Origin of the sequence: Streptomyces sp. CB03234, from assembly GCF_001905885.1 — a bacterium.
In the GTDB taxonomy this organism is placed as follows: Bacteria; Actinomycetota; Actinomycetes; order Streptomycetales; family Streptomycetaceae; genus Streptomyces.
Genome location: NZ_LIYH01000001.1, coordinates 1,344,562 through 1,358,001 on the forward strand (window position 1 = coordinate 1,344,562; position 13,440 = coordinate 1,358,001).

Annotated in this window: 9 protein-coding genes; all 9 read left to right on the plus strand. The window is 71.4% G+C overall.

Annotated elements, in window-relative coordinates; all coding sequences use genetic code 11:
• The first annotated feature begins 21 nt into the window (after positions 1-21).
• The 9 genes from AMK26_RS06070 (at position 22) to AMK26_RS06110 (ending at position 13,372) form a co-directional block, all read left to right on the plus strand.
• The gene (locus AMK26_RS06070; protein WP_079277450.1) at positions 22-1,584 is read left to right on the plus strand and encodes a pectate lyase family protein; all 1,563 of its coding nucleotides are present in this window, start codon (positions 22-24) and stop codon (positions 1,582-1,584) included.
• Positions 1,581-2,702 carry a Gfo/Idh/MocA family protein gene (locus tag AMK26_RS06075; RefSeq protein ID WP_073752652.1) on the plus strand — a complete coding sequence of 374 codons (1,122 nt, stop codon included), beginning with the start codon at positions 1,581-1,583 and terminating at the stop codon, positions 2,700-2,702. The genes AMK26_RS06070 and AMK26_RS06075 overlap by 4 nt, the downstream gene beginning before the upstream one ends.
• Positions 2,699-3,529, plus strand: a complete 831-nt coding sequence (locus tag AMK26_RS06080) for a PmoA family protein (protein ID WP_073752654.1) — start codon at positions 2,699-2,701, stop codon at positions 3,527-3,529. Before AMK26_RS06075 ends, AMK26_RS06080 begins: the two co-directional genes overlap by 4 nt.
• Positions 3,526-5,073, plus strand: coding sequence for a glycoside hydrolase family 43 protein (locus AMK26_RS06085; RefSeq protein ID WP_073752656.1), 1,548 nt, complete (start codon positions 3,526-3,528; stop codon positions 5,071-5,073). The genes AMK26_RS06080 and AMK26_RS06085 overlap by 4 nt, the downstream gene beginning before the upstream one ends.
• Before the next feature lie 28 nt (positions 5,074-5,101).
• Complete coding sequence (locus AMK26_RS06090; RefSeq protein WP_073753095.1) at positions 5,102-7,150, plus strand: pectinesterase family protein; 2,049 nt, start codon at positions 5,102-5,104, stop codon at positions 7,148-7,150.
• A gap of 16 nt (positions 7,151-7,166) precedes the next feature.
• On the plus strand, positions 7,167-8,504 hold the full coding sequence (locus AMK26_RS06095) for an ABC transporter substrate-binding protein (RefSeq protein WP_073752658.1): 1,338 nt from the start codon (positions 7,167-7,169) through the stop codon (positions 8,502-8,504).
• 432 nt (positions 8,505-8,936) lie between these two features.
• Positions 8,937-9,746 carry a rhamnogalacturonan acetylesterase gene (locus tag AMK26_RS06100; protein ID WP_073752660.1) on the plus strand — a complete coding sequence of 270 codons (810 nt, stop codon included), beginning with the start codon at positions 8,937-8,939 and terminating at the stop codon, positions 9,744-9,746.
• A gap of 8 nt (positions 9,747-9,754) precedes the next feature.
• On the plus strand, positions 9,755-11,038 hold the full coding sequence (locus AMK26_RS06105) for a pectate lyase family protein (RefSeq protein WP_073753097.1): 1,284 nt from the start codon (positions 9,755-9,757) through the stop codon (positions 11,036-11,038).
• Between the two features lie 180 nt (positions 11,039-11,218).
• On the plus strand, positions 11,219-13,372 hold the full coding sequence (locus tag AMK26_RS06110) for a cellulase family glycosylhydrolase (protein WP_274536107.1): 2,154 nt from the start codon (positions 11,219-11,221) through the stop codon (positions 13,370-13,372).
• Positions 13,373-13,440: the final 68 nt, after the last annotated feature.

Genomic DNA, 13,440 nt, shown 5'->3' on the forward strand with positions numbered 1-13,440 from the left:
GAACGTCGAGGAGGACGACACATGAGAGCCGAGCCCGACAGCCGGCACCCGCATCCCGCGAGGCCCGGCCTCCGGCCCCGCCGGGCCGCGCGGACCGTCGGCACGGTCGCGCTGCTGACGGCCCTGGCGGCGCTGACGGCCCCTGCCGCCGTGCGGACGGACCCGGCCGCGTACGCCGGGCCCGTGGGCCCGCAGGGCGCCCCTGCCGCCGGGCGGGCGGACTCGGCCGCGTACGCGGGAACCGGCGCCCCGCACGACGCCCGCACCGCGCAGGCGGACCCGGCCGCGTACGCGGGAACCGGCGTCCGTACCGGTGCGCGTCCCGGGGGCGACCGCGCGGGGTCGGGCGAACGCCCGTCCGCCGGGCGGGACATCGGGCGCGAGGTGCTGGCGCCCCGGGACGGGTGGGCGGCCGAGGGCGCGGGCACCACCGGCGGGGCCGCCGCCGACACCGCGCACGACGTGACCGTACGCACCCGCGCCGAGCTGGTCCGGGCGCTGGACGGCGGCAGCGCCACGCCCAAGATCATCCGGATCGCCGGAACCATCGACGCCAACACCGACGACCACGGCCGCCGCCTCACCTGCGCGGACTACGCCACCGGCGGCTACGACCTGGCCGCCTACCTCGCCGCGTACGACCCGCGCACCTGGGGCGGGGCCAAGCCGGCGGGTCCGCAGGAGGACGCCCGCAAGGCGTCCGCCGCCCGGCAGGCCGCCCGCGTCGAGCTCGCGGTCGGGTCGAATACCACGATCGTCGGGGTGGGCGCCGACGCCGTACTCAAAGGCGCGAGCCTCCAGGTGAAGGACGCGGACAACGTCATCATCCGCAACCTCGAACTGCGCGACGCCTACGACTGCTTCCCGGCCTGGCAGCCCAACACCGGCGGACTCGGCGACTGGAAGAGCGCGTACGACACCCTATGGCTGCGTGGCGCCACCCACGTGTGGATCGACCACGTCACGGCGAGCGACAAGGGCCACCCCGACGACCGGGAGCCCACCCACTTCGGCCGCAACCACCTCCGCCACGACGGCCTGCTGGACATCACCAATGGCTCCGACCTGATAACCGTCTCCTGGAGCCGGTTCGCCGACCACGACAAGGCGATGCTCATCGGCAACGGCGACAACGTCACCACCGACCGGGGCAAGCTGCGCGTCACCCTCCACCACAACCGGTTCGAGTCGATCGTCCAGCGCGCCCCGCGTGTCCGCTTCGGACAGGTCCACCTCTACAACAACCGTTACGACATTCCCGAGGGCGGCCGGTACCGCTACTCCCTCGGCGTCTCCACCGAGTCGCGCATCGTCGCCGAGAACAACTCCTTCACCACCCCCGGCCACATCGAGGCCGCCGACCTGGTCAAGAGCTGGAACGGCACCGCCCTGCAGCAGACCGGCACCGAGTTCAACGGCTTCCCGGTCGACCTGCTCGCCATCCACAACGCCTACAACTCCGGCAGCGAACGCGACCTCACCCCCGACGCCGGCTGGACCCCCACCCTCCACGGACGGGTCGACACCGCGCGCCAGGCGGCACAGGACGTGGCGCGCGGCGCCGGCGCCGGGAGGCTCCCATGACCGCCGGCCCGATCCCGGTCGTCCTCGCCGGCGCCCGCGGCCACGGCCGCTGGCACCTGGACAACATCCGGCGCCTCCAACAGCAGGGCCTGGTCCGGCTCGCGGGCGTCTGCGAGCTGCGGCCGCTCGACCCCCACGAACTCGACGGTTTCGACAGTCCGGCCCAGTCCGCCGACTTCGCGGCCCTCCTGGACGCCACCGGCGCCCGTATCGCCGTCATCTGCACGCCCATCGACACCCACACCCCGCTGGCGCTCACCGCCGCCCGGCGCGGGGCGCACATCCTGCTGGAGAAGCCGCCCGCGCCCTCCTACGCGGAGTTCCGGCGCATGGCCGACGGGGTACGGGAGGCCGGCGCCGCCTGCCAGATCGGCTTCCAGTCGCTCGGCTCGCACGCCCTGCCCGCCATCGCCGACCTCATCGCGGGCGGCGCCATCGGCGAGGTCACGGGCATCGGGGCGGCCGGTGCATGGGCCAGGGACGAGGCGTACTTCCGGCGCTCCCCATGGGCCGGGAAACGCCGCCTCGACGACGGCACCGACGTGGTCGACGGCGTCCTCACCAATCCGCTCGCACACGCCGTGGCCACCGCCCTCGCCCTCGACGGCAGCGCCCGCGCCGACGACGTGACGGGCATCGAACTCGAACTCGCGCGGGCCAACGACATCGAGGCCGACGACACCTCCTGCGTACGGATCACCACGGCACGCGGCACGCCCGTCACCGTCGCCGTGACGCTCTGCGCCGAACAGCCGGGAGAGCCGTACGTCGTCGTCCACGGCAGCCACGGCCGCATCACGCTCTGGTACAAGCAGGACCGGGTCCTGGTGCAGCGGGCCGGACACGGCCCCATGGAGACCGTCCACGGCCGGACGGACCTGCTGGAGAACCTGATCGCGCACGTACGCGACGGCGAGAACCTGCTCGTACCGCCGGACCGCACCGACGCCTTCATGCGGCTCGTCGAAGCCGTACGCACCGCCCCCGAACCGCGCCGGCTGCCCGAGGGGAGCTGGTACGCGGACGGCGACCGCCGTGTGGTCAAGGGCATCGACGGGCTCGTCCACGCCAGCGCCGACACCCTCTCCCTCTTCTCCGAACTGGAGAGCTCCCCATGAACCTCCTCCTGCGCTGCGCGGGACGCCCCGTCGGCCGCTATCTCACCCGGCCCGACCTCGCGGCCCGCCTCTCCCCGCGCCCGTACCTCCACCCCGTCACCACCCTCAAGGGCACCCCCGTCACCGAGGAGCGGCCCGAGGACCACCTCCACCACCTCGGCGTCTCGGTCGCCGTCCCGGACGTGGCGGGCCACAACTTCTGGGGCGGGCGCACCTTCGTACGCGACCAGGGACCGACCGAGCTGGACAACCACGGCGTCCAGCTCCACGACGGCTGGAAGCTGCGCGACCCGGACGGGTTCGTCGAGGACCTGTCCTGGCGCGCCGGCGGCCGGGAGCTGCTGCGCGAACGCCGCACCGTCGCCGCCACCGAACTGGCCTCCACCGCCTGGGCGCTGGACTTCACCTTCTCGCTCACCAACCCCGGCCCCGAAACCCTCTCCATAGGGTCCCCCGCCACGAACGGCCGCCATGGCGCCGGTTACGGAGGCTTCTTCTGGCGCGCCCCCAAGGAGGCCGCCCCGCCCGCCGCCTTCACCGAGGACGCGGACGGGGAAGCAACCGTGCACGGGCGGACCGCCGACTGGCTGGCCCTTATGGGCACGGACTGGACGCTCGTCTTCGCCGGCGCCACCGACGAAACACGGCGCGACCCCTGGTTCGTCCGCACCGGGGAGTACCCCGGCGTCGGCTCCGCCCTCGCCTGGGAGGAGCGCCTGGACATCGCGGCGGGCGACACCGTCGTGCGCCGCGTGGTGACCGTCGTCGCCGACGGCGCCCTGGACCGGGGCGAAGCCGCCGCCCTCGTACGAAAGGCCCTGTCATGACACCACCGGTATGGGCGGCCGACCTCGGCGACGGGACCTACCGCAACCCGATCCTGAACGCCGACTGGTCCGACCCGGACGTCGTCGCCGTCGGCGAGGACTTCTACCTCACCGCCTCCAGCTTCGGCCGCGCCCCCGGGCTGCCCCTGCTGCACTCCCGCGACCTGGTCAACTGGTCGCTCATCGGGCACGCCCTGGAGCGGCTGGAGTCGGCCGCCGACTTCGCCGTGCCCCGCCACGACTGCGGCGTGTGGGCGCCGTCCCTGCGCCACGCCGACGGCCGCTTCTGGATCTTCTGGGGCGACCCGGACCACGGCATCTATCAGGTGCACGCCGAGCACATCCGGGGCCCGTGGAGCGAGCCGCACCTGCTGAAGGCCGGCAAGGGGCTCATCGACGCCTGCCCCCTGTGGGACGAGGAGACCGGCGAGGCCTACCTGGTGCACGCCTGGGCCAAGTCCCGGTCAGGGGTGAAGAACCGGCTCACCGGCCACCGGATGAGCCGCGACGGCCGCACCCTCCTCGACGAGGGCAAGGTCATCGTCGACGGGGACCGCATCCCCGGCTGGTTCACCCTGGAGGGGCCCAAGCTGTACCGGCACGGCGGCTGGTTCTGGATCCTCGCCCCGGCCGGGGGAGTGGAGACCGGCTGGCAGGGCGCCTTCCGGGCGCGGGACTTCTTCGGCCCGTACGAGGAGAAGGTCGTCCTCGCGCAGGGCTCCACCGACGTCAACGGCCCCCACCAGGGCGGCTGGGTGCGCACGGCGGCGGGCGAGGACTGGTTCCTGCACTTCCAGGCGCGCGGGGCGTACGGGCGCGTCGTCCACCTCCAGCCGATGGCGTGGGACGCCGACGGCTGGCCCGTGCTCGGTGACGGCGGCGAGCCCGTGCGCGTCCACCGCAAACCGGCCGCCCCGCCGCAGCCCGTGGAGGCGCCCGCGACGGACGACGCGTTCCCGGGCGGGCGGTACGGGCGGCAGTGGCAGTGGACCGCCAACCCGGGTGCGGGCTGGACGGTGGAACACGGCGGTGACGGGCTGCGGCTGGCCTGCGTACGGACCGCCGACGCCCACGCCCACGACCTGCGCCTCCTGCCGAACGTCCTCACCCAGCGGCTGCCCGCCGAGACGTTCACCGTGGAGGTGGCCCTGGTACTGGACTCCACCGAGGCCGGTGCCCGTGCGGGGCTCGCCGTCCTGGGCGACGCCTTCTCGTGGATCGGGCTGGAGCGGGGCGCGGACGGCCGCGTCCGGCTGGTCCACCGGTTCGCCGAGGCGGTCGCCGAGCGGGAGCGGGACGCGGCCCACGCGCGCGTGGTGCCGGATTCCCGGGCGGGCGCACGGGTGCGGTTGCGCGTCGAGGTGTCGGCGGGCGCCCGCTGCCGGTTCTCGTACGACGCGGGGGAGGGGTGGCAGGCCTCGGGGCCGGTCTTCGCCGCCACGCCCTGGCGCTGGGTCGGCGCCCTGCTCGGCCTGTTCGCGGTGGCCCCCGAGGGACAGGGGAGCGCCGGGACGGCCACGTTCACCGAGTTCCACGTCAACTGACCGATTACGTACACCGATGGGAGCCGCCATGCCGTACCGCCATAGCAAGCGCTTGCCAGGCAGGGTCCTGGCAGCGGTCACCGCCCTCGTGGCCACGCTCGGCCTGGGCGTCGTCGCCCCGGCCGCCGGGGCCGCGCCTGTGACCCGGGAGAGCCTGGAGACCCAGGAGACCCAGGAGGCCCAGGACATCCAGGAGGCCCAGGAGGTCACCACTGCCGCCGCACGCGGCAAGTGGACCGACCAGCCGCATGGATTCGCCTCCCTCGCCGGCGGGACCACCGGTGGCAAGGGCGGCAAGGTCGTCACCGTCCGTACCCAGGCCGACCTGGCGAAGTACGCGGGCGCCGCCGAGCCCTACATCATCCGCGTCGCCGGCGCGATCGACGTGGAGCCCTTCGGGTCCTCGATCACCGTCGCCTCCGACAAGACCATCGTCGGCGTGGGCACGAGCGGCGAGATCGTCCACGGCGAGCTCCAGCTCAAGCCCGGCACCCACAACGTCATCATCCGCAACCTCACCATCCGCGACTCGTACGTCGAGGGCGACTGGGACGGCAAGACCACCGACTTCGACGCCATCCAGATGGACTCCGTCCACCACGTCTGGATCGACCACAACCGCTTCACGCGCATGGGCGACGGGCTGCTCGACGTCCGCAAGGACAGCCAGTACGTCACCGTCTCGTACAACCGCTTCGACACCCACAACAAGGCGTTCGGCATCGGGTGGACGGAGAACGTCACCACCCAGATCACCATCGACCACAACTGGTTCAGCGGCACCAAGCAGCGCAACCCGTCCGCCGACAACTGCGCCTACGCCCACCTCTACAACAACTACCTGTCCGCCCAGGTCGCGGACGGCGACCCGGTCTGGTCGTACGGCAACTGGGCGCGCGGCAGGACCCGGATGGTCATCGAGAACAGCTACTACGAGGACGTCCAGCACCCCTACCAGGCGGACCCCACCGCGGAGTTGGTGGAGCGCGGGTCCATCCTGCGGGGGACGACGGGCCGCCACGACGAGTGGGGTACCGCCTTCGAACCGCGTGACTTCTACGCGTACCGGCTCGACCCGGCCGCCGCCGTACCCGCCCTGGTGAAGCGTTTCTCCGGGCCGCAGAGGACGATCGGCACGGACGTGGTGCTGGATGTTCCCGCCGCGTACCCCTCCGTCCAGGCCGCCGTCGACGCCGTCCCGGCGGGCAACGACGGGCTCGTCACGGTGCGGATCGCGCCCGGGACGTACCGCGAGAAGGTCCGTATCCCCGCCGACAAGCCCAGGATCGCCTTGCAGGGCACGGGCGCCGGCCGGGACGACACCGTGATCGTGTACGACACGCCGAACGCGTACGGAGGGTCCAACGCCAGCGCCACCGTCCTGATCGCCGCCTCCGACGTCACCGCCCGCAACCTCACCTTCGTCAACGACTTCGACGAGGCGGCGGTCGAGCTGAACGCCGAGCAGGCGCTGGCGATGAAGACGACGGGCGACCGGATCGTCTTCGAGAACACCGCCTTCAAGGGCAACCAGGACACCCTGATGACCGACAGCCCCCGACTGGACGCCATCAGCCGGGTCTACATCCGCGACTCGTACATCGAGGGCGATGTCGACTTCGTCTACGGGCGGGCCACGACCGTCATCGAGCGTTCGCTGATCCGGGCGCTCAGCCGCGGCTCCGCCACCAACAACGGGTACGTCACCGCCGCCAGCACCTGGAAGGACAACCCGTACGGCTTCCTGATCACCGGGTCCCGGATCGTCAGCGACGCCCCGGCCGGTTCCTTCCACCTCGGCCGGCCCTGGCACCCGGGCGGCAACCCGGACGCCATCGGCCAGGTGCTCATCCGCGAGACCGAGCTGCCCGCCGCCATCAAGGCGTCGCCCTGGACCGACATGGGCGGCTTCTCGTGGAAGGACGCCCGCTTCAGCGAGTACCGCACCTACGGCCCGGGCGCCGTCGTCACCGCCGACCGCCCCCAGATGTCCGACGCCGACGCCACCCGCCACGAGGTCGCCGACTACCTCGCGGGCCGGGACGGCTGGGCCCCGCACCACTCCCGCACCAACTGAGAGAGAAGAGCCGATCATGAACAACGACCACAACAGACGGCGTCGTACGACGGTCGCCGTGTCCCTGGCCGCCGTGCTCGCCCTGACCGCCACCGCGTGCGGTGACGACGGCACCGCCGCAGCGGGCGAGGAGGGCTCCGGCAAGGGCACCATCACCTTCTGGGACAACAACGGCGGTGTGCGCACCGCCATCTGGCAGGAGATCATCAAGGACTTCGAGGCCAAGAACCCCGACATCAAGGTCACGTACGTCCCGATCCCCAGCGAGGACGTCCAGTCGAAGTACGACACCGCCATCGCGGGCGGCGGCCTGCCGGACGTCGGCGGCGTCGGCGCAGCGTACCTCGCCAACATCGTCGCGCAGGACGCGCTGGAGCCGGTCGGCGACCGGATCGAGGACTCCGCCCTCAAGGGCAAGCTGGTCCCGAGCATGGTCGCGTCGGTCAAGTCGGCCGGGGGGCGGGGCGACGAGATGTACTCGGTGCCCACCTCAGCCAGCAACGGCACCCTGTACTACCGCACCGACCTGTTCAAGGCGGCGGGCCTGGACGCGCCGACGACCTGGGCGAAGTTCTACGAGGCGGCCACCAAGCTGACGGACGCCAAGAACAACAAGTTCGGCTACACCATCCGGGGTGGCGCGGGCTCCATCGCCCAGGCGCTGGACGCCATGTACGGGCAGTCCGGCATCACGTCCTTCTGGAACGGCGACAAGACCACCGTCAACGATTCGAAGAACGTGGCGGCGCTGGAGAAGTACGTCGGGCTGTTCAAGAGGACCACGCCCGAGGCGGACGTCAACAACGACTTCAAGAAGATGGTCGCCCAGTTCGACACCGGCACCATCGGCATGCTGAGCCACAACCTCGGCTCGTACACCGACCATGTGAAGGCCCTCGGCAAGGACAAGTTCGCCGGCATCCCGAACCCGGTGGGCGACAGCGGTACGCGTGTCCAGGTGTCCAACCCGGTCGACGGGCTCGGCCTCTTCAAGAGCAGCAAGAACAAGGCCGCGGCGTGGAAGTTCATCGAGTTCGCCGTCTCGCACGAGTCCAACAGCAAGTGGAACGAGTCGGCGGGCGCCATACCGGCGAACACGGATGCGGCGGCCGACCCGTGGATGAACGAGGCCGAGGCCACCAAGCTGGGCGCGAAGGCGCTCACGGACGGCTCCACCAAGATCGTGGAGCTGCCGTACTACCTGCCCGACTGGAACAAGATCAGCAAGGCCGAGAACGAGCCGAACTTCCAGAAGGTGCTGCTGGGCGCGATGACGGCGAAGGAGTTCCTCGACACGCTCGCCGAGCAGCTCAACGAGGCCCAGGCCGAGTGGAACGAGCAGAACAAGTCCTGACCCGTTCCCCTCTGGGGCCCGCCCCCCGTTGTGGGCAGTCGTCCCGGACGGGCCCGCCCCTCCGTTGTGGGCAATCGTTCCGCAGGGCGATGGGGGTTCCCCCTGCTCGAGCGAAGCCGAGAGCTTGGGGGAGGGTGGGCACAACGGAACCGGGGCGGCGCCCGTTCCCGGTTCGCCCCGGGGCGGCGCCCGTCCTCGGTTCGCCCCGGGGCGGTGCCCTTACCCGGCGCCCGGCCGGGCGGGCGGCTTCCCCCGGTGGGTGGGGGCGTGGCCCCTCCGGGCTCACCTCCTCGAGGCCGGCGGCCTTGGGCGCCGGCCAAGGGAGCCCACGTCTCGCCGCCAGCCTCTGCGGGGGCGACCCGGCACGGCCCCGCCCCGCTCGTCGCCCGGTTGCGGGTCGGCACTCCTTTTCCTTCGTACGAGAGGTCCCGCATGTCCCTGAGCCGTAGACGGACCGTGGCGGCACTCGCCGCCGCCCTGCCGCTCGTCCCCTCGGGTACCGCCACCGCGCGGCCGCGCACACGCACGGTCTGGATCGCCGGTGACTCCACCGCCGCCCAGAAGTACGCCGACGCGGCGCCCGAGACGGGGTGGGGGATGGCCCTGCCCTTCTTCCTCGCCTCGCGTCTGGCCGTGGCCAACCACGCGATGAACGGGCGCAGTTCGAAGAGCTTCGTCGACGAGGGCCGCCTCGACGCCCTGCTCGGCGGCGTACGCCCCGGTGACCTGCTGCTCGTGCAGTTCGGGCACAACGACCAGAAGGCGTCCGACCCCGCCCGGTACACCGAGCCGTGGACGACCTACCAGGAGCACCTGCTCCGGTACGTGGCGGGGGCGCGGGAGCGGGGGGCGCTGCCCGTGCTGCTCACGTCGGTCGAGCGGCGCAGGTTCGACGCCGGGGGCAGCGCCGTGCCGACGCACGGGGAGTACCCGGCGGCGATGCGGGCGCTGGCCGAGGAGGAGGGCGTACCGCTCGTCGACGTACAGGCCGCGTCGCTCGCCGAGTGGCAGCGGCTCGGGCCCGAGCCGTCGAAGGCGTACTTCAACTGGCTGGCGCCGGGCGAGTCGCCCAACTACCCGGACGGCGAGCAGGACAACACCCACTTCCGGCCGCGTGGCGCCATCGAGGTGGCGCGGCTGGTGGCGGGCGGCCTGCGGGAGCGCGGGGTGCTGGCCGCCCGCGATGTACGGCGGCTGGAGGAGCCCGTCCCGGCCGCATGGATCAGCTGGCCACCACGATAGGAGTCGCCATGCGTACCCGAGTCATAGGTACCTCGCTCGTCGGATGCACCGTTCTGGTGTTGTCCCTTACCGCCCCTGCTCACGCGACGTCGCCCGACCTCGGGCGCCAGACCCTCGCCGCTGGCGACGGCTGGGCGTCCGAGGGCGCGGGCACCACGGGTGGTGCCGCGGCGGATGCCGCGCACACCCACACGGTCAGAACCTGGGCCGAGTTCAAGGCCGCGCTCGCGGCCGGCGGAACCGCCCCGAAGATCATTCGGGTGGTGGGTACCCTCAACGCCACCGAAGGCGGCTGTGAGGCGTTCGAGGCCGACGGCTACGACTTCACGCGGTACCTCGCCGACTACGACCCCGCCGTGTGGGGGTACGACACCCCGGTGAGCGGGCCGCAGGAGGACCTGCGTGCGGCCTCCGCGAAGAAGCAGGCCGCCTCCATCAAGGCGTACGTCCCCGCCAACACGACCATCGTCGGCGTGGGCAAGCACGCCGGGATCACGGGGGGCAGCCTCCAGATCCAGGGCGTGGACAACGTCATCGTCCGCAACCTGACCGTGGAGAGCCCGCTCGACTGCTTCCCGCAGTGGGATCCGACGGACGGTTCGACCGGCGCCTGGAACTCCGAGTACGACGCGATGGTCGTGTACGGCTCCACGCATGTGTGGATCGACCACAACACCTTCACGGACGGGCGGTATCCCGACAGTTCGCTGCCCCGGTACTACGGCGAGATCTATCAGCAGCACGACGGCGAGCTGGACATCGTGCGTGGTGCCAACCACGTCACCGCGTCCTGGAACGTGTTCGCCGACCACGACAAGACGCTGATGATCGGCAACAGTGACAGCGCGGCCGCCACGGACGCGGGCAAGCTCAAGGTGACGCTGCATCACAACCTCTTCACCGGTGTCGTGGAGCGCGCCCCGCGCGTGCGGTTCGGCCAGGTCGACGCGTACAACAACCACTTCGTGGTGAAGGAGGGGCAGAGCTACGGGTACTCCTTCGGCATCGGTCTCGAGTCGCGCCTGTACGCCGAGAAGAACGCCTTCACCCTGCCCGACGGGGTCGGCGCCGGGAAGATCCTGAAGAAGTGGAAGGAGGCGCCGCTGACCGCCGTGGGCAACCGGGTCAATGGCCGTACGGTCGACCTCATCGCCGAACACAACGCCCTGAACCCGGGCAACCCGTTGCAGTCCGGGGCGGGCTGGACCCCCGCTCTGCGGGCCAGGGTCGACGATCCGCGTGCGGTGCCGGGACTCGTCGGGCAGCGGGCCGGCGCCGGAAAGGTCTGCTGAGCCGGGCGCCCTCCCTCTGCTCCGGCCGGCCGGCCGGAGCAGAGGGCCGGCCGGACTCATCCGATCCTGTCGGGGAGGTTGACAGCTCCGGTGACGCCTGGCTTCATGAACATCGCGAATTGGGAGCGCTCCCACAACTGAACGTGCTTCTCGTTTCCCGAAACGACAGAAGGGCACACAGTGGGACAGTCACGAACACCTGAGCACCGGCCCCGTGGGCCGCTCCGGCGCCTGCGGGCGCTGGTGGCCGGGGCGATCACCGCCGGGCTCCTGGCCACCGCCGGCCCGTTGACCCAGGCCGCCGCACAGCAGGCCGCCGCCCCGGAGGTGGCCGCCGTCGCCGCCCCCGGCGACGACTGGCTGCACACCAGAGGCAACAAGATCGTCGACGCGAACGGCGACGAGGTGTGGCTCACCGGCGCCAACTGGTTCGGCTTCAACGCCTCCGAGCGGGTCTTCCACGGCCTGTGGTCCGGCAACATCACCGGCATCACCAAATCCATGGCCGACCGGGGCATCAACATGGTCCGCGTACCGATCTCCACCCAGCTGCTGCTGGAATGGAAGAACGGACAGGCCACCGTCCCGAACGTCAACACCCACGCCAACCCCGAGATCGCCGGCAAGACGTCCCTGGAGATCTTCGACTTCTGGCTGGCCCTGTGCAAGCAGTACGGCATCAAGGTCATGCTCGACGTGCACAGCGCGGAGGCCGACAACTCCGGCCATGTGTACCCGGTGTGGTGGAAGGGCTCGATCACGCCCGAGCAGTTCTACAGCGCCTGGGAGTGGGTGACCGCGCGGTACAGGAACGACGACACCCTCGTCGCCATGGACGTCAAGAACGAGCCGCACGGCAAGGCCAACGAGACCCCGCGCGCCAAGTGGGACGGCTCGACCGACCAGGACAACTTCAAGTACGCCTGCGAGACGGCGGGCAAGCGCATCCTCGCCATCAACCCGAACCTGCTGGTGCTGTGCGAGGGCATCGAGGTGTACCCCAAGGCGGGCGTGAGCTGGACGTCCACCACCCCGACCGACTACTACTCCACCTGGTGGGGCGGCAACCTGCGCGGCGTCCGCGACCACCCCGTGGATCTGGGGGCCAACAACGATCAGCTGGTGTACTCCCCGCACGACTACGGGCCGCTGGTGTACGCCCAGCCCTGGTTCACGGGCGACTGGAACCGCACGACCCTCGAACGGGACGTCTGGGACCCCAACTGGCTCTACCTCCACAAGGAGAACAAGTCCCCGCTCCTCATCGGTGAGTGGGGCGGCTTCCTCGACGGCGGCCCGAACCAGAAGTGGATGACCGCGCTGCGCGACCTCATCGTCGAGCACCGCATCCACCAGACCTTCTGGTGCATCAACCCCAACTCCGGCGACACCGGCGGCCTGCTGCTCGGCGACTGGAAGTCGTGGGACGAGCAGAAGTACGCGCTGCTCAAGCCCGCCCTGTGGCAGCACGGCGGCAAGTTCGTCAGCCTGGACCACGAGGTGCCGCTGGGCGGCGCCGGGAGCACCACGGGCATCAGTCTGCGTGACGTGTACGGAGACGGCGGCGGCGACCCCGACCCGGTGGACACCACCGCGCCCACCGCCCCGGCCGGCCTGACCAGCACGGCGAAGACGTCGACCAGCGTGTCCCTGTCGTGGACGGCGGCGACCGACAACGTACGGGTGACCGGGTACGACGTGTACCGGGGCACGGTGAAGGTGAACGCGGCGCCGGTGACCGGCACCACGTACACCGACACCGGGCTCACGCCCTCCACCGCGTACAGCTACTCGGTACGCGCCCGGGACGCGGCGGGCAATGTGTCGGCGCCGTCCGCGGTGCTGAGCGTCACGACCGACGCGGGCAGCAGCCCGTCGGGCGGGGTGAAGGTCCGGTACAAGAACAACGACGCCTCGGCGACCGACAACGCCATCCGGCCGGGGCTCCAGGTGGTCAACACCGGCTCGTCCGCGCTGGACCTGCGCACCGTGTCCGCGCGGTACTACTTCACCCGGGACGGTGGTTCCCCCTCCGTCAGCGCCTGGTGCGACTACGCGGCGGTGGGCTGCGCCCAGGTGAAGCTCCGGGTCGTGCCCCTGACCACGCCGGTCACGGGCGCGGACGCCTACCTGGAGGTCACCTTCTCCGGCGGGTCGCTCGCGGCCGGCAGGGACACCGGTGACATCCAGCTGCGGATGAGCAAGTCCGACTGGTCCAACTTCAACGAGGCCAACGACTACAGCCGTACGGCGTGGACCGCGTACGCCGACGCCCCGGCGATCCCGGCGTACAGCGGCACCACCCTGGCCTGGGGCGCGCCGCCGGCCGCCTGAGCCTTGCCCGGAGATCCCCACCGGGAGCGCGCCCTTGAACGGGAGCGCTCCCGGAACCCCTCCCGACC

Coding starts and splice junctions, on each gene's coding strand:
- AMK26_RS06070 (WP_079277450.1), top strand. CDS start 22: ATGAGAGCCGAGCCCGACAGCCGGCACCCGCATCCCGCGAGGCCCGGC.
- AMK26_RS06075 (WP_073752652.1), top strand. CDS start 1,581: ATGACCGCCGGCCCGATCCCGGTCGTCCTCGCCGGCGCCCGCGGCCAC.
- AMK26_RS06080 (WP_073752654.1), top strand. CDS start 2,699: ATGAACCTCCTCCTGCGCTGCGCGGGACGCCCCGTCGGCCGCTATCTC.
- AMK26_RS06085 (WP_073752656.1), top strand. CDS start 3,526: ATGACACCACCGGTATGGGCGGCCGACCTCGGCGACGGGACCTACCGC.
- AMK26_RS06090 (WP_073753095.1), top strand. CDS start 5,102: ATGCCGTACCGCCATAGCAAGCGCTTGCCAGGCAGGGTCCTGGCAGCG.
- AMK26_RS06095 (WP_073752658.1), top strand. CDS start 7,167: ATGAACAACGACCACAACAGACGGCGTCGTACGACGGTCGCCGTGTCC.
- AMK26_RS06100 (WP_073752660.1), top strand. CDS start 8,937: ATGTCCCTGAGCCGTAGACGGACCGTGGCGGCACTCGCCGCCGCCCTG.
- AMK26_RS06105 (WP_073753097.1), top strand. CDS start 9,755: ATGCGTACCCGAGTCATAGGTACCTCGCTCGTCGGATGCACCGTTCTG.